23 protein-coding genes and 1 riboswitch are annotated in these 21627 nt (G+C 49.2%); of the genes, 16 read left to right on the forward strand and 7 right to left on the reverse strand.

Going from position 1 to position 21627, the window contains the following annotated elements:
• Positions 1-112 precede the first annotated feature (112 nt).
• On the reverse strand, positions 113-817 hold the full coding sequence (locus tag BUE76_RS17290) for a hypothetical protein (RefSeq protein ID WP_143157299.1): 705 nt from the start codon (positions 815-817) through the stop codon (positions 113-115).
• A gap of 211 nt (positions 818-1028) precedes the next feature.
• On the opposite strand from BUE76_RS17290, the gene BUE76_RS24550 reads away from it, so the two are divergent.
• Positions 1029-1205, forward strand: coding sequence for a hypothetical protein (locus tag BUE76_RS24550; protein WP_158069995.1), 177 nt, complete (start codon positions 1029-1031; stop codon positions 1203-1205).
• Here the strand turns inward: BUE76_RS24550 and BUE76_RS17295 are convergent.
• Entirely contained in the window at positions 1202-1666 is a 465-nt protein-coding gene (locus tag BUE76_RS17295) for a DUF4268 domain-containing protein (protein WP_073043188.1), read from the reverse strand. The two genes, BUE76_RS24550 and BUE76_RS17295, sit on opposite strands and share 4 nt — an antisense overlap.
• A gap of 141 nt (positions 1667-1807) precedes the next feature.
• Here BUE76_RS17295 and BUE76_RS24555 point away from each other — a divergent pair, with 141 nt between their 5' ends.
• From BUE76_RS24555 to BUE76_RS17320, 7 genes are all read left to right on the forward strand, one after another.
• Positions 1808-1945, forward strand: a complete 138-nt coding sequence (locus BUE76_RS24555) for a hypothetical protein (RefSeq protein WP_158069996.1) — start codon at positions 1808-1810, stop codon at positions 1943-1945.
• Between the two features lie 206 nt (positions 1946-2151).
• Complete coding sequence (locus BUE76_RS24560; RefSeq protein ID WP_158069997.1) at positions 2152-2307, forward strand: hypothetical protein; 156 nt, start codon at positions 2152-2154, stop codon at positions 2305-2307.
• 131 nt (positions 2308-2438) lie between these two features.
• Positions 2439-2966: a GNAT family N-acetyltransferase gene (locus BUE76_RS17300; protein ID WP_073043190.1), complete on the forward strand. Its 528-nt coding sequence runs from the start codon at positions 2439-2441 to the stop codon at positions 2964-2966.
• A gap of 288 nt (positions 2967-3254) precedes the next feature.
• Positions 3255-4046: a DUF2452 domain-containing protein gene (locus BUE76_RS24780; RefSeq protein WP_216820674.1), complete on the forward strand. Its 792-nt coding sequence runs from the start codon at positions 3255-3257 to the stop codon at positions 4044-4046.
• Positions 4047-4283: 237 nt separating this feature from the next.
• Positions 4284-7025 (forward strand): TolB family protein, encoded by a 2742-nt coding sequence (locus tag BUE76_RS17310; RefSeq protein ID WP_073043192.1) that lies wholly within the window; start codon positions 4284-4286, stop codon positions 7023-7025.
• Between the two features lie 306 nt (positions 7026-7331).
• Positions 7332-10196, forward strand: a complete 2865-nt coding sequence (gcvP, locus tag BUE76_RS17315; RefSeq protein WP_073043194.1) for an aminomethyl-transferring glycine dehydrogenase — start codon at positions 7332-7334, stop codon at positions 10194-10196.
• A 261-nt stretch (positions 10197-10457) separates the two neighbouring features.
• Entirely contained in the window at positions 10458-10778 is a 321-nt protein-coding gene (locus BUE76_RS17320) for a hypothetical protein (protein WP_143157300.1), read from the forward strand.
• 39 nt (positions 10779-10817) lie between these two features.
• On the opposite strand, the gene BUE76_RS17325 is transcribed toward BUE76_RS17320, so the two are convergent.
• Positions 10818-11537 (reverse strand): EcsC family protein, encoded by a 720-nt coding sequence (locus BUE76_RS17325; protein WP_073043199.1) that lies wholly within the window; start codon positions 11535-11537, stop codon positions 10818-10820.
• A 90-nt stretch (positions 11538-11627) separates the two neighbouring features.
• On the opposite strand from BUE76_RS17325, the gene BUE76_RS17330 reads away from it, so the two are divergent.
• The gene (locus BUE76_RS17330; RefSeq protein ID WP_073043201.1) at positions 11628-12707 is read left to right on the forward strand and encodes a glycoside hydrolase family 18 protein; all 1080 of its coding nucleotides are present in this window, start codon (positions 11628-11630) and stop codon (positions 12705-12707) included.
• Positions 12708-12806: 99 nt separating this feature from the next.
• Here the strand turns inward: BUE76_RS17330 and BUE76_RS17335 are convergent, their stop codons facing one another.
• Positions 12807-13043: a heavy-metal-associated domain-containing protein gene (locus BUE76_RS17335; protein ID WP_073043203.1), complete on the reverse strand. Its 237-nt coding sequence runs from the start codon at positions 13041-13043 to the stop codon at positions 12807-12809.
• Positions 13044-13198: 155 nt separating this feature from the next.
• Positions 13199-13306, forward strand: a riboswitch (SAM riboswitch).
• Positions 13307-13431: 125 nt separating this feature from the next.
• On the opposite strand from BUE76_RS17335, the gene BUE76_RS17340 reads away from it, so the two are divergent.
• The 5 genes from BUE76_RS17340 to BUE76_RS17360 all read left to right on the forward strand — a co-directional run bounded on the left by BUE76_RS17340 (position 13432) and on the right by BUE76_RS17360 (position 17741).
• Positions 13432-14715 (forward strand): homoserine dehydrogenase, encoded by a 1284-nt coding sequence (locus BUE76_RS17340; protein WP_073043204.1) that lies wholly within the window; start codon positions 13432-13434, stop codon positions 14713-14715.
• Between the two features lie 255 nt (positions 14716-14970).
• Positions 14971-15327, forward strand: a complete 357-nt coding sequence (locus BUE76_RS17345; protein ID WP_073043206.1) for a hypothetical protein — start codon at positions 14971-14973, stop codon at positions 15325-15327.
• Positions 15328-15469: 142 nt separating this feature from the next.
• Complete coding sequence (locus BUE76_RS17350) at positions 15470-16381, forward strand: lytic transglycosylase domain-containing protein (RefSeq protein WP_216820675.1); 912 nt, start codon at positions 15470-15472, stop codon at positions 16379-16381.
• Positions 16382-16491: 110 nt separating this feature from the next.
• Entirely contained in the window at positions 16492-17316 is an 825-nt protein-coding gene (locus BUE76_RS17355; RefSeq protein ID WP_073043208.1) for a sterol desaturase family protein, read from the forward strand.
• A gap of 50 nt (positions 17317-17366) precedes the next feature.
• Positions 17367-17741, forward strand: a complete 375-nt coding sequence (locus BUE76_RS17360) for a Dabb family protein (RefSeq protein ID WP_083596511.1) — start codon at positions 17367-17369, stop codon at positions 17739-17741.
• 241 nt (positions 17742-17982) lie between these two features.
• Here BUE76_RS17360 and BUE76_RS17365 read toward each other — a convergent pair whose 3' ends face one another.
• The 3 genes from BUE76_RS17365 to BUE76_RS17375 form a co-directional block, all read right to left on the reverse strand.
• On the reverse strand, positions 17983-18588 hold the full coding sequence (locus BUE76_RS17365; RefSeq protein ID WP_073043210.1) for a hypothetical protein: 606 nt from the start codon (positions 18586-18588) through the stop codon (positions 17983-17985).
• A 72-nt stretch (positions 18589-18660) separates the two neighbouring features.
• Positions 18661-19170, reverse strand: a complete 510-nt coding sequence (locus BUE76_RS17370; protein WP_073043592.1) for a pyridoxamine 5'-phosphate oxidase family protein — start codon at positions 19168-19170, stop codon at positions 18661-18663.
• 51 nt (positions 19171-19221) lie between these two features.
• Positions 19222-20265 (reverse strand): App1 family protein, encoded by a 1044-nt coding sequence (locus BUE76_RS17375; RefSeq protein WP_073043212.1) that lies wholly within the window; start codon positions 20263-20265, stop codon positions 19222-19224.
• Between the two features lie 23 nt (positions 20266-20288).
• Here BUE76_RS17375 and BUE76_RS17380 point away from each other — a divergent pair, with 23 nt between their 5' ends.
• Both BUE76_RS17380 and BUE76_RS17385 read left to right on the forward strand, forming a co-directional pair.
• A complete protein-coding gene (locus BUE76_RS17380) occupies positions 20289-21185 on the forward strand; it encodes a diacylglycerol/lipid kinase family protein (RefSeq protein WP_073043214.1) in 897 nt (298 codons plus the stop codon).
• A 213-nt stretch (positions 21186-21398) separates the two neighbouring features.
• Positions 21399-21602 carry a CsbD family protein gene (locus BUE76_RS17385; RefSeq protein ID WP_073043216.1) on the forward strand — a complete coding sequence of 68 codons (204 nt, stop codon included), beginning with the start codon at positions 21399-21401 and terminating at the stop codon, positions 21600-21602.
• Positions 21603-21627: the final 25 nt, after the last annotated feature.

Here is a 21627-nt window from a genome sequence, read left to right on the forward strand (position 1 = left end):
GTGCAAAGATAGGGAGCGTAACATTACCAACAATCAAGCGTTTCTAAATAAGTTCTTAATAGTTTATTGGGCTATAATTATTGCTTGAACTGAACACCTGATGTCCATTTCATTATTTTCTAGTCCACACTTCATATATATGATCGCCTCTGGAACTCTTTCCACTGTGATGCCACGCTCCATTTTCCAATTTCCCATTAAACGAAAGACTTGCCCCTACCCTGCTGCTATCCCTGGAGAAGAATGCGATATGCTCGGTGTACTTACCCTCCTTAAAGGTGTACTCACCACCACCTGTTCCGTAAAAGCCTTTTGCACCCGGATCAATAGCTACCCACTGAAACCTGGTACCTGTTAGCAGTTTAATTGTTTTTCGTGATCCTGTTTGGTGAATGGTTTGCAGGCTACCCTCCTGCATTCTTTTTGTAATCTGCCAATTACCAGATAAACCCGAAGTACCATAATCCAATTGCTTCCATTTTTTTGGCAACGCTACATTATTATATATAGGTGCTTCAACATCCGTAAGCATTTCCTTATTGAAGCGCATGGGCAATAGTAAAGGTGTACCAACCTTGGTAGTGTCCAGGGAGTGGAACTCGCAGGTTAGCTCCAATTGATCTTTCTTTACCTGCACCGGTCCGCCTAACGTATACAGGAACAATCGATCTTCCTGATTGTAAGCAGTCAGGCTTAGGTAATTGTCTGTTACCAGTAAAACATGTGTAACCCCGTTTTCCTGGCCAATCCAAGCACCTGCTACTTTTTGTTGCAAACGTGTTGCAGGCACAAAAGCCATACAAACAAGTAAAATCATGGTTGTGGCAAGGTATCGCATGGGAAATGATTAGCCAACCAATTTACGCAATGCCATTCGGAAAACAACAACAGGCTGAAACCCAGCAATAACTGGCTTTAACAAAGCTTTGCCGATAAAAATTCCGTCTTTGCCGATCCGGCAATACATTCAATAATATCCCCAAGTATTTTTGCTTCACTTAAGAAAACCACCACAATCGTTACCATACATGAAAAAGTATTTCTCCGAAAAGAACGCCCTTACCGTGATGGTAAGCTTGTTTTGCTTTATTATGATGATCGTTTCCTTTGTTAAAGAACAATCGCTGTGGCAGGCCATTGCTTTTGCCCTTGCATTCAGCTTTTCAATAGAAATCATTTGTCACCGCACCAAAGAGAATTCTTAAGAACGTAAAGCTTCGAAAAAGTACCGGGCCTCACTCCAGAATGCATCGAGCGCAATGATGCGCGGCTTTAGAAATGAAACCAGTTTTGGCCAATCGTCCTTGCGCATCACGCTTACACCATCCAGTTCCAGCACCACCCTGCTGATGGTGCGACCGTGATCGTCGGTAAACGCAGGCTCCCAGGACCAGCTTTCCTGAAGGTGTGCTTCTAATGAGGGTTTTAATTGCAGCAGTTGTTCGTAGTAAATCTGTCGCAAACCATCATCGTGGTGGCGGAGTTCAATGGCAATTAAGGCAGAACGGTTCCCGGCATCCATGCGGAAATGAAGGTTCTTTTCACCTGTTTTATAATTGACCCAATTGATTTTTTCTCCTTCAGCAGAAAGCACGGGATGCATGTATAACCCAAAGGCGGTCCAGAATTCCTGTCTTATTTGTGAAGCTTCGTTACGCGCATACATAAGAGCGCAAAAGTAAAAAGAATGCCAACGGGCAATAACCCTCTAAGTTTAAAACTTGCCCATACACTAAAGAGCGCCTACCTTTGAGCCGTTTTAGTAAAAATGGCACGTTATTCCCCTAATGGAACAAAAACGGTCATTATGAAAAACTATAAATCCCGCCCCATGGAACAACCTAGCTTCAAACAGATCCAAAACAAGATCGCTTTTTTCCTGATCCTGTTCTTTGTACTTTTTGGTGCAGCAAGTTTGTACCTGTTGCTGAACAGTCCTGCTTAATCCGGCATTGATCCAACCGCCCAACTGCGACCGAAAGAATTAACAGCCTTATCATGCAAGGCTGTTTTTTATTATATACAAGCCAATACACCACGTATTGAGGTCGCCCCTCCCCACCTTACCCTTGATATTCTTGAAGTTTAAACAGGAATTAAAAGCGGCATGCTTTTGTGCCTATATCGTTATAGGCAATAAAAACACGAAGCATGAAGCAGCAAGACACCGTGCGTACTTTTCAGGTAATTGAAAACAAAGATGATTTCAACTGGGGTGCCACCATAACCGTGATGGTGCTGATACTGACCTTTATTGGCGCTATCTTTTATGTTCTGGTAAGCAGTTTGAAAGACTTAGCATCCTGATCATTGTGCATCACCCGGTGCACATCATATAATATGGATCCATTCCTGTGAACAATCAAGGTCGCACCCAGGAAACTTCCGAAGAGCCGCATGCGGCTCTCTTTCTTTTCTGCGCACTTTATCTTCGCGCCATGTCTACAACATTCACCATTTCGGCAGCAACCAAGCAAGACATAATGGAGTTGGATAAGTTGGTGAACAGCGCTTACCGGGGTGACAGCTCCCGGGCCGGCTGGACCACTGAGGCCGACCTGCTCGACGGCATCCGCATCACAGCAGCAGGCCTGAACGATATCCTGAACAAACCCGGGGCGACCATTCTGAAAGCTACAGACCAGGCAGGAGCCCTGGCAGGCTGCGTTTACCTGGAGCAGCAACCCGATGCTATGTACCTGGGTATGCTGACCGTGAACCCACAATTGCAAAACAGCGGTATTGGCAAGCAGTTAATGTATGCAGGCGAAGACCTGGCAAAAAAGGGTGGTATTTACAAAATGCGGATGACAGTAATAAGCGTCAGAGACACGCTTATTGCGTGGTACCAACGACATGGCTACCACCCAACGGGTGAAAAACAACCTTTTCCCAATGATCCTAAGTTTGGCTTACCTAAACAGCAATTGGAGTTTATTGTTATGGAAAAAGAACTGAACCGCTGATTTGTATGATTAAAAATGATTACCAAGAATTATAATCATACAGGAGCGTTAACGATAAAGCGGGAATATGCATAAAAGGTAAATTGAACATCGATATTTCGGTACAATTTAACCGGCAGACTCTAGCCTAACATTTGTTCGAGAGCTTTAGTCTCCGAAAATTCTTGTAAAATCAAACGAATACAGATCCAATTAGAAGTAGAAAAACCACATCTATAAAAACCATTTTTAACCATACAAATCTGCGGTTCCGAACTATTCTTCTTCTATTGTTGTTTACCCATCCACATGGTACAGTTATATAACTTTTTAGGCAGCTGGCAGTTGTTTCCGGAGAAAGGTAGTTATGAAGACGGCAGCAGGCCACAAAGCGGTTTGTACCAACTGGAAAGTGTGGAAGGAGAAAAACTGCTTTCTGTAAGCCATAGCTGGGTTACCCTGGAGCAACAAGGTTTCAGCACGAGGTACCAAGTAATTGCGGACGGCGCACCACATTGTTTTCCCTATCCTGAAATAGCAGATAGCGTAGAGGTGAAGATAATTGACTCTATCTCTTTTGACCTGCTTTTTTTTCGTGCAGGCACCCAGGTGCTTCACATTGCACACGAAATTCAACCCAACGGCTACCTTAAAGTAATGCAGCAAGGACAAAAGCCTGATGGGAAGGCTTTCACCAACACAGAGCTGTACCATAAACAAATGAGCGTACTGCCCTATGCTGCGTCCGTGTCAGGTGCGGTAATCAGGCCCACCAAGGAAGGAGTTATCAAACACAAGGCGCTAACTGCCATGGAGGAGCAGACCAACATGCAACTGGAGCAGATCAGAAAGCAGGTGGAACTGCTAGCCATGCAGGCACAGGAAATCCACAAACGAAAGGAGCTTTCGATGATGATTTACAGCGCAAAGCTTTCCTTCAAACCAGAAATCGGCCAAGTGTATTATTTATATGAAAAGAACGACGGCAACCATATCCTTTCCCTGATCTCACCAAGGGAGTGGGGCGGCGCCATGCCCTACAACCGCCACGTAGCCGCTGTGCAATTGCTGGCCGATCATACCTGGAAGGAAGTGGGGTGAGGGAATTTGAGATTGGTGATTAGGTATTAGGTATTGGGCTTAAAGAATGCTCCATTATTTGTTTTGAGCAAGCCAGCTTGCTGAACAGGCTTGAAACAAATATTCAATAAATAATAATCATCAATCAACCCTTCCTATTCATCTTTCCCAATTCTGCAAATCACAGGTTCTTACAAATCATTTCTAATCATACAAATCTCCGGTTCTGGTTATCTTCAATCATCAACCCCGATGATTATGGTGCGGCTTACCCTGGCGTTGCTATTGATTTGTACCCAAAGTTTTGCCCAACAGTTTGGCGGCTTTTCGCCCTACACCCGGTGGCAGCAGATTAACACCGACACTGCCCGCATTATTTTCCAGGCGCCATCGGAAGCATTGGCTCAAAGGGTAGCCACACTGGTGCACCGCATGGCGGCAACAAAGCCCACAGCATTGGGCAACCGCCTGCAAAAGATCAACATTGTACTGCACAACAATACCACGCTTGCCAATGGATACGTGGGCCTGGGCCCCTTCCGTAGCGAGTATTACCTCATTCCCGGCTCCGACCTATTTGAGCAGGGCGCCATTCCCTTCCACGAGCAACTGGCCATACACGAGTACCGGCATGTGCAACAGTACAACAACATGTACCGGGGACTTACCAAAGCCTTCCGCGTTGTGCTGGGAGAAGAAGGACAGGCACTGGCCAACGCATTAACGGTTCCCAACTGGTTTTTTGAAGGCGATGCCGTACATGCCGAAACAGCGCTTACACCACAGGGCCGCGGCCGCACCCCTTATTTCACCAGTGGCCCGCTCAGCATCTGGGAAGCGGGCCGCGACTACAGCCTGATGAAGTGGATGAACGGCTCGCTGAAAGACTATGTGCCCAACCACTACCAGTTTGGTTACCTGCTCGCCAATTTTGGATATAAAACTTATGGCGAAGATTTTTGGCAAAAGGTTATTGCCGATGCCAGTGCTTTCAGGCGTTTGCCCACACCCATGCGTTCGGCAATAAAAGCACATACGGGTAAAAGCTTCCGGACCTTTGTTGCGGACGCTTTTGCCAATTACCAGCAAGAGGCCGAGGTAGAAAAACGCAGCCAACCTGCGGGCCTGGTACGCAACCAGTACTTTCCCATGGCTATTGGTAAAGACTCATTATTGTACCTGGAACAAACTTATCGCTCGCTTTCGCGTTTTATGTTGCAGGATGCCAAGGGCACGCATATCATCAATTTGCGCGACATCAGCAGCGAAAACTGGCTAAGCTACCGCAATGGCACCATCGCCTACACGGCATATGCTACTGATCCACGCTGGAACCTGACCGACTATAGCAATATTGTTTTGCTGGATATCGCTACCCGGAAAGAACGCACCCTAACCCGCAAAGCCCGTTACTTTACCCCCGACCTTTCGCCTTCAGGCAAAAAGATCGTAGCGGTACATGTGGATTCGGCAACAAGAACCCGCCTGCACATATTGAATGCAAACACCGGGGCACTGCTGCAGGAACTGGTGGTAGGCGAAGGCACCTTCTTTTTCCATCCCCGCTTTTTGGATGAAGATCATATCGTGGTGGTACACCGCAGGCGCAATGGTTCGGTGGCCCTGCACCAATGGGACCTCCAAACCGGAAAGCAGCAGATTCTTGTTTATGGCGGGTTCAACGCCATGGGTTATCCATTTGTCCAGGGAAAAAAGGTCTTCTTCAGCGCATCGGCATCGGGCAGTGACGATGTGTATGCCTACGATGTGACAAATGACCAACTAAGCAGGTACACGAGGGCCTCCACAGGCAATTACTTTGTTTCTGTACATGGTGATAGTCTTTTGTTTTCCAATTTTACAGTTAATGGATTGCGCATCCAGGGCTTCCCGGTGCAGGGTGTGCCGCTTTCAAAAGAGGCTTTGGCCGGTGTGTCGCCCCGCTTCGCAGTTGCCGGGGACAGCATCAACCTGTTGCAAACAGAAACCCAGCGTTTTGCAACCAGCCGGTATGCAAAAGGAACCGGGTTGCTGAACCTGCACAGCTGGCGCCCTTTTTACGAAGATCCCGAACTGAGTTTTACTGCCCTAAGCAATAATATCCTCAACACCCTGGATGCATCGGCCTTTTACCGCTACAACCAGAACGAACGTTCCCATGCATTTGGGGCCAACCTGGCATATGGCGGGTTTTACCCCGTACTTACTGCCGGTGCCGATTACACTTTTAACAGGCAACTGCGTACAACCCGGGGCACCCAGGTTTTTCAACAATGGGAAACAAGGGCGGGTTATACCATACCGCTCAACTTTACGCAAGGCAAGACCTACAAAATTTTACGGTTTGGCAGCAGCATCAATTTCAACAGGCTGATGCCCCAGCATAAAGAAAATCCTTTTCTTGCCCGCAACCGCACCTACCTGGCGCATGCCATCAGCTGGAGCCAGTACCTGCCAAGGGCAAGGCAGCATATTTTTCCAAAATTGGGTTATACCCTTTCGCCATCCTACCGCCATCAACTGGGTGGCAACCGATACCAATGGCTGGCCAGCGGACAGCTGTACCTCCCCTCCTGGCGCAACCATAGCCTCGTGCTTTCAGGTGCGGTACAGGCAACCGATACGGCACTGGCACTTTTCTCCAACCGCTTTGCCAATGCACGGGGTTATGCTGATTACTACTTACCACGTATGTGGCGGGTGTCGGCCAACTACCATTTTCCTATTGCCTATCCCGATTGGGGATTTGGCGGCCTGGTATACCTGCTCCGCTTGCGCTCCAACCTCTATTATGACTATTCGGAGGTATGGCAATACAATCAGGCGGATAGGCGGAGACTGCGTAGTGCCGGCACAGAGTTGTTTTTCGACCTGAAGCTCATGAACCAACTGGAAACATCCATAGGCATTCGTTACAGCTACCTGCTCGACCCGGGCTTCAGCCGGGGCAACCGAAATGTTTTTGCCATCATTTTACCTACCGACCTGATCCCGAGATAAGCTCTGAAAAGCAATAACTCCCCAATAAAGCAGGAACAACAACAGCCGCTGTTTTACCCAACAAAGCCATTTTAATAGGAAATAAATTATCTAACCGGCAGCTCTACTTTTATCTAAAAAAGCTTCCCGATTACTAAATGAAAGCAACTTTAACCTGGAATTTGTTGCATGAAAAAAGGTTTTCGCCTACAAAGCTTTAACACCATCGTTTTTATGCACAACTCTTAACAAATCACAACTTTAGCACGCCGGAAAGTGTTGGTGCAAGGGTGTAACTTTGGCACCTTAAATAAAGCACCCCTTTATATGAGCTTTTTGGAAAGACAAGCAACGGAGTTTCAGCGCCGGCATATTGGTCCCGATGAATCGCAGATGCAGGAAATGCTCCGCGTGATTGGTGTATCAAGCCTCGAGGAACTGATCGACAGCACCGTACCCGCAGAGATCCGGATGAACAAGAGCCTCGACCTGCCTGCTCCCATGAGCGAGTTCGAGTACCTCCAGCACATCAAGGAAGTTTCGCTGGAGAACAAGGTGTTTAAAAATTACATCGGCCAGGGTTATTACGATACCATCACGCCCAGCGTGATCCTGCGCAACATCTTCGAGAATCCAGGTTGGTATACGCAGTATACGCCCTACCAGGCCGAGATCGCCCAGGGCCGACTGGAAAGCCTGCTGAATTATCAAACCATGGTAAGCGACCTCACCGCGCTGCCTATTGCCAACGCATCCCTCCTGGATGAAGGCACTGCCGCCGCCGAGGCCATGGCCATGTTCTTCTCTTTCCTCAACAAGAGCGAAAACATCACCCGTCCCAAATTCTTTGTGGACCATGATACGTTCCCCCAAACCAAGGACCTGCTGGTAACCCGCGGCACACCGCTGGGCATCGAACTGGTATTTGGCGACTACCGCCAGGCGCAGTTGGATGAAACCTATTTTGGTGCGCTGGTGCAATACCCCAACGACAAAGGCTCTATCGAAGACTATCGTGGCTTTGTACAAAGTGTACACGCAGTAGGTGCCTATATTGCCATGGCTACCGACCTGCTGGCGCTTACCCTCATCACGCCTCCCGGTGAGCTGGGTGCCGATGTGGCTTTTGGTTCGGCACAACGCTTTGGTGTGCCCCTGGGTTACGGTGGTCCGCACGCTGCTTTCTTTGCAGCCAAAGACGAATTCAAACGCAACATGCCTGGCCGCATCATTGGGGTGAGCATCGATGCACAGGGCAACCGCTGCCTGCGCATGGCGCTGCAAACCCGCGAGCAACACATCAAGCGTGAGAAAGCCACTTCCAACATCTGTACCGCGCAGGCACTGCTGGCCAATATGGCTGCCATGTATGCCGTGTTCCATGGTCCCGATGGCTTAATTAATATTGCCAAGCGCATTGCCCTGCTGGCGCAAACCCTTGCCAACAAGGTGAGTGAACTGGGCTTTGAAGTAGTGCATAACAACTTCTTTGATACTGTGGTGATCAAGGTTGATGATGTGACACCGTTCCGCCAAAAGGCAGAGCGCCAGCACCTCAACTTCCGTTTTTACGACAACCAGCACATTGGCATTGCCATCGATGAAACCACGGCTACAACCGATCTCTTCGATGTAATCAATTCGTTTGTAAACGATGTAGACCCCGTGGCTTTCCAGATCGAGCACAATGCTACGCTGGAACATATTCCTTCTGCGTTGACCCGTACGTCGGAGTTCCTTACGCACCCGGTGTTTAACAGCCACCACAGCGAAACGCAGATGATGCGTTATATCAAAATGCTGGAGAACAAAGACCTGTCGCTGAACCACAGCATGATCTCTTTGGGTTCCTGCACCATGAAGCTGAACGCCGCTTCTGAAATGATTCCCCTGAGCTGGAGCCATTGGGCTAAAATCCATCCCTTTGCTCCCAAGGAGCAGGCCGGTGGTTACCAGTACATGGTAAAGGAACTGAGTCGCTACCTCTGCGAGATCACTGCTTTCGATGCCTGCAGCATGCAACCCAACAGCGGTGCGCAGGGCGAATACGCCGGCCTGCTGGCCATCAAAGGCTACCACGAAAGCCGTGGTAACCACCACCGCAACGTGATGCTGATTCCCATTTCGGCACACGGCACCAATCCTGCATCGGCGGTAATGGCAGGTATGAAAGTCGTAGTAGTAAAAGCACTGGAGAATGGTTATATCGACGTTGAAGACCTGAAGGCAAAAGCCGAGCAGCACTCCGCCAACCTTTCGGGTATTATGATCACCTACCCCAGCACCTATGGTGTGTATGAAGAAACCGTGAAAGATATCACGGCCATCATCCACGAGCATGGCGGACAGGTATATATGGATGGCGCCAACATGAACGCACAGGTTGGTTTGACTGCGCCTGGTTTGATCGGTGCTGATGTTTGCCACCTCAACCTGCACAAGACCTTTGCTATCCCGCACGGCGGTGGTGGTCCCGGCATGGGCCCCATCTGTGTGAAAGAGCACCTCGCTCCTTTCCTCCCCGGTCATGTGAACGAAGGCAATACCGGTTCGGTATCGGCAGCCCCCTTTGGCTCCGCATCCATCCTCCTGATCTCCTATGCCTACATCCGTATGCTGGGTCCTGATGGTGTTCGCAAGGCTACCGAGTATGCGATCCTCAACGCCAACTATATGCGTGCCCGCTTGAAAGATCAATTCGATATCCTGTACACCAACCATAACGGCGAGTGTGCACACGAGTTCATCGTAGACCTGCGTCCCTTTAAGAAGAGCGCAGAAATCGAGGCAGAAGATGTGGCCAAGCGCCTGCAGGACTATGGCTTCCATGCGCCTACCATGAGCTTCCCTGTACCAGGCACCATCATGATTGAGCCTACAGAGAGCGAAGACAAGGAAGAACTGGACCGCTTCTGCGATGCCATGCTGAGCATCCGCCGCGAGATTGCGATGATTGAGGAAGGTGCACTCGACCGCAAGGACAACCCGCTGAAGAATGCACCGCATACACAGTTCCAGGTGTGCAGCGACGAGTGGCACAAACCTTACAGCCGCGAACTGGCAGCATTCCCCCTGCCTTACGTTAAGCTGAATAAGTTCTGGCCTTCGGTTAACCGGGTAAACAACACTTATGGCGATCGCAACCTGCAGTGTACCTGCGAGCCGGTGAGCGCTTACGCTGAGGAATCTTAAAGGAGCCTAAACCCGGAGTGCACAAAGCCCTTCAGGTTTTATATAAGAACACAAATCAAAACAATAGCCCCGCATCTGCCGGGGCTATTGTTTTACCGCAAGGCAACAGCCGCGATATTTATACTACACCTTCATAAACAAAAACAGGCTACATTTATACGTAAAAATACCTATCCAAACCAAGTATTAACCACATGCTTCTTTACACCGCCCTAACCTACATTCGTGCTACAATACTTAACCATGACCGTAAACACCACAATGCATAACATCGACCTCTGGGAAGCCTGGGTTGATATAGAACATACCACCGAATCTACCACTGCAACCCTATATGTTATTGGCGAGATCTGCGTTAACAATACCATGCTGGAGCCCCGGTTCGAAAAGCTCCAAGACCAGTCCACTAATGGCCGCCTTTTTCTTGAAATTGTTCCCAACATCCTCTGCGAAAACGGGCTGGAAACAGAAATTCTTTATTCCGAAAAACTGGATCACCCGCATCAATACAATGCCATTACCATCATGGTGCACGGCGAAGTAATGTTTGAGATCAATGACCTGGAGTTTCTATACGGGTAAAACCAGTTTACAGCTGCATGTGCGCATGGTTCACGCCGTTTAAGCCTGCGGTAGCAGCCGCATCCGGTAGGCGTTCCTGGCCGTGTCTCCCAACTGCCGGAGCAAACGGTAGTTGACTACCACACCCACAACTGCTCCAATTCCCGGTACCAGTTGCGCCATCTTTGCCAGGTCAATATAATCCCGGTACTCCTGCTGAAATGAACGCCAGTCAAAGGCATGTACATCCTCCGGAAGCGTTGTTTTCTTTTGATCCCAATCCCTCATTTTTTCAAATACCAGCTTCCGGTGTTGCTGGCTGCTGAATGCCAGCTCAAAAATGTGCAGGAGGTAAACCCTTTCGCGGTAGTCCGATGCATCGAAGCCGTACATGCCTGCGATATCAAAAAGCATCTTCAGTTTAAAACCCAATAGCAGGGGAAAATCGGCTAGCCCAAGCAGGATGCCCCCTGCCCCGGTAATGCCACCTTCGGTGGCTGCTGCCGTCTGGTAAAATTTGATCCGTTGCTCCACCAGCATTTCCCGCTCTGTAAGGGATGAGGGCGGTGGATAGGTTTTGCCAATATACCCGGCTCCAAACAGTACACCCCGCACCATTTGCTTGATGGCAGTAGTAACTGCTTTATGTACCTGCTCCGGAATGATCCGGTTGATACGGTTTTGAACCGCCTTGCTGAGGTAACCGGCAACAGACGGCCTCCGGGTCATTTTCTTTTCCCAAAGGCGCAATTCCTCGATGATGGCTGGATCGTAGATCATAGCGGTGACAAGTTAAAACTAAATGCCGCGATACAGGTGTTGGGTCAATGCCATAATTGTTCTTACTTCAATCAGTAAAACCCAGCCACTATGCGTTCAATCAGTTTGCTATTCTCTTTGCTTTTGTTTACCCTGCAAGGTATGGCGCAGCAAGCCAGCAAGGTCAGGCCTTTTGTTATCTCCTATTATTCCGGAACTGCGGAGCGGCTGGACAGTTTTGATGTACGGCAAATGACCCATCTTATTTATTGCTTTGGTCATGTGCAGGGCAACCGTTTTCACCTGTCCTCGCGTAAAGACACCCTGTTGATTCAAAAGATGGTAAGCCTGAAAAAAAAGAACACACAATTGAAAGTGCTGCTGTCGCTTGGCGGCTGGGGCGGCTGTGCGCCCTGCTCCGATGTGTTTGGCACCGATGCCGGCCGAAAGGCATTTGCCCGTTCTGTAAAAGAAATGAACAGCTACCTCAAAACCGATGGCATTGACCTGGACTGGGAATACCCGGCCATTGAAGGCTATCCTGGTCACACGTTCAAGCCTGAAGACCGGAACAATTTCACCGAACTGGTAAAAGACTTGCGCCGCGAACTGGGCGCAAACGCTACCATCACCTTTGCCGCAGGCGGCTTTCAGAAATTTTTGGATGAATCGGTTGACTGGCAGGCAGTGATGCCCCTGGTAAGTTTTGTAAACATGATGACCTACGACCTGGTGAGTGGTTTTTCTACCGTCACCGGCCATCATACACCCTTGTACAGCACAACGGAAAATAAAGAGTCTGCCGACCATGCCATTCAGTACCTTCTTGGCAAAGGCGTACCAGCCAGTAAGATCGTGCTGGGTGCTGCATTTTATGCCCGTGTTTGGGAAAACGTAGCGGATGTAAATAACGGTTTGTATCAATCCGGCAAGTTCAAAGCCTTTGTGCCTTACCGCACCTTTGGAAAAGAACTGGCAGGCTATACCACCTATTGGGACAGTACAGCAAAAGCACCCTATGCTTACAACCGCGATCAGAAACTGTACGCCACCTTTGACGACAAACGCAGCATTGCCCTAAAAACACGTTATGTACAGGAACACAACCTTGGTGGCATCATGTACTGGGAGCTGGGGCTGGATGAATACCGCAACGGGTTGTTGCAAACCATCAATGAAAACCTGAAGTGATTTCGGATGTGTGATTTCGGATTTCGGTAATTAACTACAGTTGTAAACAAACTGTTGTAGTACAGATTCCGAAATCTGAAATCCCACATCTTACATCCCCTACCTGCTTTGTGGTGCCATGGTAAACTCAGCCTCGTAACCTTTTTCCCGCAACAGGTGTTTTACCATATCAGGAGTCAGTTTCTGGGTTTCCACTACCAGCACCTTTTCAGGACTTTGCAGGTCCACTTCCCAGCGGTCTATTTCGTTGTTTTGCTGCAATGCATCCAGTCCGGGCTTAATGGTATCTACACAACCGGAACATTTAAGGTTGGTTTTAAAATGATAAGTACTCATGGGTAATTTGCTTTAATCGGTAGTGGATAGTCCAAAGGTTGTTCCAATATTGCAAGGCCGTAGCTTGTAGCCAGCAATTAATGGACAGCAGCAAAACCTAAAATCAAATTGGTAATATTCATTTTCCCTTACCTTCGCACCAGTTCTTACAAAATCGCTTATCAAGAAAGGCTGAGGGAAATGGCCCACAGACGCCTTGACAACCTGTCCCGTTACAAACGGGGTAAGGTGCCAATACCATCCCGTAATGGGAACGATAAGTCAGATCCTGCTGTTTTCTATACCTCATTATACGAATAGCGCTTCTGACACCGGAAGCGCTATTTTTTTGCCTTTCCTGGTAAGCTACCCCTCAAAACCGCGGCTGCGGCCGCACAAAATATCTTTCATGAACACCGCGAATAAACTGACCATCGGTCTTTTTGGTTTTGGCGTAGTAGGCGAAGGCATCTACCAGGTACTGCAGCAAACGCCATCCTTACAGGCAACCATCAAGAAAATTTGTGTTAAGCATCCCGAAAAGCCCCGCAATGCACCACCTGAACTGTTTACCACCAATGGTGACGAACTGCTGAATGATCCCGAGATCAATGTGATTGTGGAGCTGATCAACGACGCGGATGATGCCTACCACATTGTAACCACTGCATTGAAAGGTCGCAAGGCCGTGGTGAGTGCCAACAAAAAACTAATTGCCCACCACCTGCCCGAATTACTGCAACTACAGAAGCAGTATGATATTCCCTTCCTGTACGAAGCTGCGGTATGTGGCGCCATTCCTATAATCCGCAACCTGGAAGAATACTACGACAACGACCTGCTGCGCGGCATTTGCGGTATTGTAAACGGCTCCACCAACTTTATCCTCACCAAGATACTGGCCGAAAACCTGCCCTATGCCAAAGCATTGCAGCAGGCACAGGACCAGGGTTTTGCAGAAACGGATCCCACGCTGGACGTGGAAGGCTACGATGCAGTGAATAAACTCACCATCCTGCTGGCACATGGCTATGGCATTGTTACCCACCCCGACCAGCTCCTGTTCCGTGGCATCAACCAGATACATGCATCGGATGCTACTTATGCGGCGGAAAAAGGATTGCAGATTAAGCTTACCGCACAGGCCAAAAAACTGAGCAATGGCAAGGTGGCCACCTTTGTGTTACCCCAGCTGGTTACCAACCAAAGCAAACTGTTTGATGTACCCAACGAAAACAACGGCGTGGTGATCGAGAGCTCTTTTTCCGATAAGCAGTTCCTGTATGGAAAAGGCGCAGGGCGCTTCCCTACTGCTTCAGCTGTTTTGAGTGATATTTCCGCGCTGCGCTACCAATACCGCTACGAATACCGCAAACTGAAGTCGGCACTCCGCACCGAGCTTACGGATGATTTCTACCTCCGCGTGTTTGTAAGCTGTGCCAGCGACAGTGATGTGAGCCGTGAAGATTTTGAATGGATCGACGAAGCTTATATCACCAACAAGCGCCAATTCTTTGTTGGCGTGATCCGCTTCGACAAACTGAAAGCTGCCGAATGGCTGCGCAAGCCGCAGGTATCGTTGCTGGTTTGCCCTGATGGCATTATCGAAGGCATCGAGGAACGCCAGCTTAAAAAGCGAAGCCTTGAACTTGCGGGTGTCAACAGCCTTGCAGGAGCTTACCTGCTTAATTGATAAATACGGCAGGTAATTGGATTTGCTGAATCCACAGGTAACAGACCACAGACGACTGACTTCTTAGTACATCTCCCATTGGCGCCTGTTGTCCGTCAGCTGTGGTCCATTTTTACCACCTGCTGCTAAATTGTTATCGGTTTTAGTTGTGTTGTGAAAGGAAGGCATTGCCTTCCTTTTTTTGTGCGACATCCAGTTTTTCTATTGCAAAAGAGGTATTGGTATGAATGTTTCAAGTAAACTGAAAAACCAATTATGGCAACTCCCGACAATACACCCAACCGCGGCGAATCGGATCACCTCACGGATAGCCCTCGTGGCGAACAGCAATCTTCCGTGCCTTTTGATTTACCAGACAGTCCTGAAGACCAGGAAAAGTTGAAGCCCGAAGTAACGACCATTAACCTGCCCGATGTTTCGGACATACCGGGCCAGGAAAATGTAACCGTTCCCCAATTGGGTGAATATGCAGATACCACCATTTCATCGGATGATGAAGAAGGCACCCGCATATTTGGCGATGATGCCAACTTCAACGACAGCACTGCGCACACTGCCCGGGGCAACGATGAGGTGGGCCGTGACGGCAATACCATTGAAGGCACACCCTAAAGTTTTTCCAAAACAGCTGGGCTGATGCAGGCGAAGCAATTTTCCTGCATCATTGTTGTGCGGGTAAAGAAATAAACCCCTGGGGTAATGCCGCCGAAAGGGTAAAGCAGTTAACTTGAATATGCAGTCAAAATCGAATCTTATGATGCCCAGCAAACAAACCCTGCTCCATATTGCCGCCGGCAGCCTATTGACCCTGGGCCTGCTGGGTGTATTTGCATTTCGCGACGATCAAAAAAAGCTTGGAAACGAAGTGGAGACCCGCTGGCAACCACCGGCACTACCGGAGGAAATCAGCTTTGCCGGCGAGGCTGTGCCGCTGGATCGCTGGGATGTACAGGAGCGCTTTGACCGCGAACTGCTGTTCAATTACTACAGTCCTGCCAACGTATTGTTTTTGAAAAAACTATCCAACCGCTATTTTCCCATTATTTCCGAAAGGCTGCAGGCCAATGGGGTACCCGATGATTTCAAATACCTCTGTGTTGCCGAAAGCAACCTGCTCAGTGGCGCTACCTCCCGCTCCGGAGCCAAAGGGTTCTGGCAGTTTATGGATGCCACCGCTCCGGGTTATGGGCTTACTGCTAACGACCAGGTAGACGATCGCTCCGATATCATTAAATCCACGGACGCAGCCTGCAAATACCTGAAAGCTGCTTACCAGAAATTTGGTAGCTGGACGGCAGCTGCTGCATCATACAACTGCGGTATGGGCGGCTATAATGGCCAGGCTACCTACCAGCAAACCACCAACTACTACGACCTCCTGCTGCCCGAAGAAACCAACCGGTATATTTTCCGGATCCTCACCTTCAAGCACCTGCTGGAGAACTCCGAAAAGCTGGGCTTCAAACTGGAAGAAAAGGACCTGTATAAAGAAGTGCCCTACCGCGAAGTGGAAGTAAGCAGTTCTATTCCCAACCTGGCACAGTTTGCCATCGATAATGGCACCACCTTTAAGGTACTGCGCGCCATGAACCCCTGGCTTAAAGGACGCTCCCTGACGGTAAGTGGTGGCAAAACCTACAAGATCAAATTGCCCGCAGCAAGTTAATACTACAAGGAAGTTTGTGGTTTGTTGTTTGCGGTTCTGGAGCAGGTTTCTCTTCGTACTTTCGAAAAGCATCTATTGACAAAACACCAAACACAAACCACACATCTTTCATGTCCCAACTGCCCGACCTTTCGCAACCCTTGTGGTTCCTGGCCGTAACGGCAGTGGTATTTGCCATTGTAGTTGGCCGCTACTTTCTGATTGCCGGATTGTTTCACCTGGCATTTTACCGCTGGCAGCCACAGCGGTGGCAACAAAGAAAGATCAGCAATAAAGCGTATAAAAAAGACCAGTTCCGCAAGGAAGTACAATGGAGCATGATCACAGCTTTGCTTTTTGCCGTTGCGGGCGCCATAATGGGTGTGTTGTGGCAAAAAGGCTATACGCTTATATATACCGATTGGGCCGCATACCCTGTTTGGTGGCTGCCGGTGAGCCTCGGCATTGCCATGCTGCTCCACGAAACTTATTATTATTGGCTGCACCGCTGGATGCACCACCCCAAGGTTTTCCGCATTGTGCATAAGGTGCACCACGACAGTAATATCACCTCACCCTGGACGGCCTTTTCTTTTCACCCGCTTGAAGGGGTATTGCAGGCCTTGTTTCTTCCACTGCTGCTACTGGTGCTGCCCATGCATATTTATGTGTTGTTGCTGCAGCTTACCCTCATGACCTTCAGCAGTGTCATCAACCACCTGGATATTGAAGTATACCCGGCCAAATTCCACAAGCACCCACTTGGCCGGTGGCTGATTGGCGCCACCCACCATTCGCTGCACCACAAGCAGTTTAAATATAACTACGGCCTCTATTTTACTTTTTGGGATAAATGGAAAAAAACGGAAAGCCCCAGCTATGCAGTTTTGTTTGAAGAAAAAACAACAGCAGCAGGCGTGGGCCACGAAGTGGTACAGAAAAGGGCAGGCAGTTGATTTTTATGCCAAGGCTTTGCCTATATTGGAGCCTGCAAACACACTTTTTCATGAAAACATTGCTTAGCTTTTTACTTGCTTTTTTTATGATGCAAGCCACCCACGCACAATCAACCGACAAAGTGCTCCGCCACATAGTGATGTTTAAATTCAAAGACAATACCAGCGCAGCCGATGTAAAGAAAGTGGAAGATGCTTTTCGCAAGCTGCCTTCCCAAATTCAAGAGATCAAAGGTTTTGAATGGGGCACCAACAACAGCCCCGAAGGACTAGCTCAGGGTTTCACCCACTGCTTTTTCCTGACTTTTGATTCAGAAGCAGGTCGTGCTGCCTACCTCCCCCACCCTGCCCACAAAGCATTTGGCGGCGTTCTGGGACCACACCTCGACAAAGTATTGGTGGTGGATTATTGGGCAGGGAAATAGTTTAAGATCGGCGTTTCCAACCAATAAATACAAAACATCAAATCAAATGAAAATGCCTGCAGTTTTAGACTGCAGGCATTTTCATTTGAAGTTGAATAAACCTAATTGCTTCCTGAACTATCACATTGCTTTCATTGCTGGAGCTGCCGGAACAAGTCCGGCATGACCTGCCAAGGACGCATTTGGGTTTACTGCTTACCTTTTAAAGTTTTTTTTCCAATCACCAATCACCAATCACCAATCACCTCTTCACCATCCCACTCACCAGCGCCTTCCATTGCAGTTTTGAAAAGGCAGCAACTGCACCGGTTGCTACTGCCGAATTACGCAATTTATCAACTACAGCTTCGGCCTCCACATTGGGTTTCTCATTGCGGCCATGTACGGCAGCACTTACCGTGGCACCTTCGCGTTTGACCACAAAATTGGAGGTAGCTTCTTCCGAAAAGAAATGCGCCACATCCTGCTTTTCGTTATTGGGGTTGGTGGCAGGGCGCACCCTGATCAGCATACAATCGCTGTGCGGTTCATGCACTGTTTCCACGGCTTCGATACGCACCCAGTCAAACCCATCACCCGTTTGGGTGCCCGGTCCAGGAATATCTATCTTAAAATGATCGCCCGCTAAGGGCTCGCGTTGCACCTCGTTGCCAGCCGCATCGGTAAGCCAGAACTCCGCCGTGCCCGGGCCGGCCCATTCGTGCCAGCGGTTAACGGCCAGGAAGCGTTGTTTTACCGTTTCATAAAAATGGGCGGCCTCAGCTTCAGTATCGAAATTTTGCTGCGCTTCGGTATTGCTTTCGGAGCCTGTTTGCTGTTCGGGTATCTGTTCTTCTGGCTGCAACATAGTAAGGTAGTTAAAAGGAAAAAGTTCAAAGCCCGAGCTTTGGGCTTTGAACTTTTAACTTATGACGGAAGACTAAATGTCCAGTTTGCCTTCTGCGCTCTTGGCAACCGCAGGGTTCTTGGTTACCGCGGCGGCAGCCTGCTTGATAAACTGCATCATTTTGCCGGTTTCAGACTCCCAATAATAAACGTCAGATGGCCGGACTTTCAGCAGGGCCAGGTTTGGATCGTCGGCGCCATTGGGAAAATAGGCTTTTACCACAGGGCTCCATTTTTCCTTGATGGTTGCCCGGTCGGTAACGATGCTGCCGGTACCCCAAAGGTCCAGGTAGCTTTCCTTGCCGGGGTGGGCAAAGGTGAGGTGCACTTCGCGGTCGGTAGCAACTTCCTCAACTTTGATCGAACGGATATCGGTATAAAACCACAGGGTACCATCTTCGTCCACTGCTACATTGGCCATGGGACGGGTATGTTCGTGGCCTTCGCCACCCCGTACATTGGTGATAAACATACAGATGCGTACTTCCTCTACTATCTTTTTGAACTTTTGCAGGGCTTCGTCCTGTTGCAGATTTTTCTCCATATCAAAGGATTGTGGCCAAAAGGGTAAAAACATTGTGCCAATGATGCGCCATCAGGCAACAAGCCCTACCCTACGGCTGTGCTCGATGGCATCTGTTGAATGCTGGAAAAAGCAGGTGGGTACGCCGGCATCGGTAATTTTTTGCAGGACAGCTTTTACCGGCTCCCTGTTGGGTTCGTGTACATCGCGGATATAAACGGCGTGTATCCGCTCGGGGAAATGGCGCACCAGCGACTCATAGATATAAGGGTCCTGCTGCGAGGAATCGCCCAGGAGCACAAAGCGCTGCTGCGGATAAGCTTCCAGGATCCGCACGATCCGGGTAAACTTGGTGTGGTGGTTATTTTGTCCCGTTTTGAAAATCTGGCTGGCCAGTTTCAACACATTTAGCAGGAACACGCCACGCGGCAGGCCATTAACGGTTGTAAACTCCATGATATAGTCATAAAGGTTCCACTCCGAGCTGCTGACATAAAAGAAAGGGTTGGGGGCCTCAGGCGTTGTATTACCCTGCGCCAGCAACTGGTAGTGTTGTACCACGCCTTCGAAGGGCCGCCTGCTCCGGGCATTTTGGGTAAATAAAACCTTGAGCCTTTTGCCCATATGGGCCGAGTGGGATACCAGGAAAGTATCATCAATATCGGAGATGAACCCATACTGGGTGGGATAAGGAACATAAACGGACCCCAGACCCTCCTCCCGTACAGTGCCTTCTGCTGTTCGTACGGTAATGGATACATCGTGCCAGCCGGGTTTGAGCGGCGGCTCGTCTTTCCATTCTACCCTGAAGAAGCCATCCTTTTCGGTACAGGCAGTATGCACCTGATTTTCCCACTGCAGGTGCACCATGGCGCCGCCCACCGGTTTCACCACGAACAGGCGAAGAAGGGCAATGGCATTGTGCACCACGCTTTTCCGGTAGCGCTTTGGAGGCTTGGGCCCCAAGCGCAACACGTGCCCATAGATCACCATCTTTTCCGTATGTCCATAACCGTGATAAACCTTAACCTGCAAACCGGCCTGTAAACCAAACCAGTAGAGCAGGCGTTTGCGCAGGCGGCTCAGGAAGGAAGGGCGGTGGTCATTTTTTTGCATAGCTTAATCTCAACACAAAAGCTATGCAAAAAGAACACCCGCAGAAACTCCTCTTTGTGATTAACCCTGTTTCCGGGGGTAAAGGCAAGGAAGACTGGGAGCAGTTTATTCGCGAATACTTCCGCGAGCATACGCACCAGATGGAGTTTTTTTTACTCACGGGGGCCGACGACAGTGTTTCCATTTTGCATCATGTGGAAACCATCAAACCCGATAAAGTGGTAGCCGTTGGCGGCGATGGCACCGTAAAGCTGGTGGCAGAACTGCTCAAAGGCAGCGCTTATACACTGGGCGTATTACCTGCGGGATCGGCCAATGGCATGGCCAAAGAAATGGGCCTTCCCCTTGACCGTACCGAAGCGCTTGAAGTAATCCTGTACGGCGAACAAAAAGCCATCGATGTCATAGCCATCAATGAACAGGAAATCTGCATTCACCTGGCCGATATGGGCCTGAACGCCATGTTGGTAAAATACTTTGATGAGTCGCCCGGCAGGGGTATGTGGGGTTATGGCCGCTCCGTGCTGAAGATGTTGTGGAATAAAAGAGTGATCAGGGCACAGCTGCAAACCGACCAGGGCACCATCAACCGCAGGGCTTATATGATTGTGCTGGCCAATGCGCGGATGTATGGCACTGGCGTTACCATCAACCCAAAGGGGGATTTGCAGGACGGCAAATTTGAAATTGTCATTGTCCGCAGCCTTAACTTCCTGGCGATCCTTAAAGTGCTTACCTCCAAGGGCAAGTTTCCCGATGAGCATATTGAAGTTCATTCCATCAGCGACCTGAAACTGAAAACCCGGCACAAGGCCTATTTCCAGGTGGATGGTGAATACCGCGGCAGGCTTAAAGAGGTACATGCCCGCATTGTGCCGCATTGCCTGAACGTAATGCTCCCGAAAACCGGTGACGTATAGCCATTTTAACGAAAGGATGAGATTCAATATTAGCAGGGCTTGTAACAGTTTCGTTGGTCAAAAATGGTATACCATTCCGCCTTTTGCTGCTATATACCGGTAGTGCATTGCACATCATCTGTTCCTTTCCTTTGATTTTTTTTTAAAATCATAAAAATGCCTGGTCCGGTTTAGCTGGCATAATCTTTTAGCCCATCCTTTAAACTTACAACTATGGACAGATGGGAATTTGAAGGCAAATGGCATGAGCTCAAGGGCAAAGCCAAACAAGCCCACGGCGACCTTACCGATGACGACCTCCGTTACGAAGAAGGTAAGCACGAAGAAACCTATGGCCGCCTGCAGAATAAGCTGGGTAAAACCCGCGACGAGATTGTTCATTGGCTCCGCGGCTTAGGCAGCGACCGCAGGGATTAACCCCTGTCCCCCTGAAGGGGGAACT

The sequence above is a fragment of the Cnuella takakiae genome (assembly GCF_001953305.1).
Classification (GTDB): Bacteria; Bacteroidota; Bacteroidia; order Chitinophagales; family Chitinophagaceae; genus Flavisolibacter; species Flavisolibacter takakiae.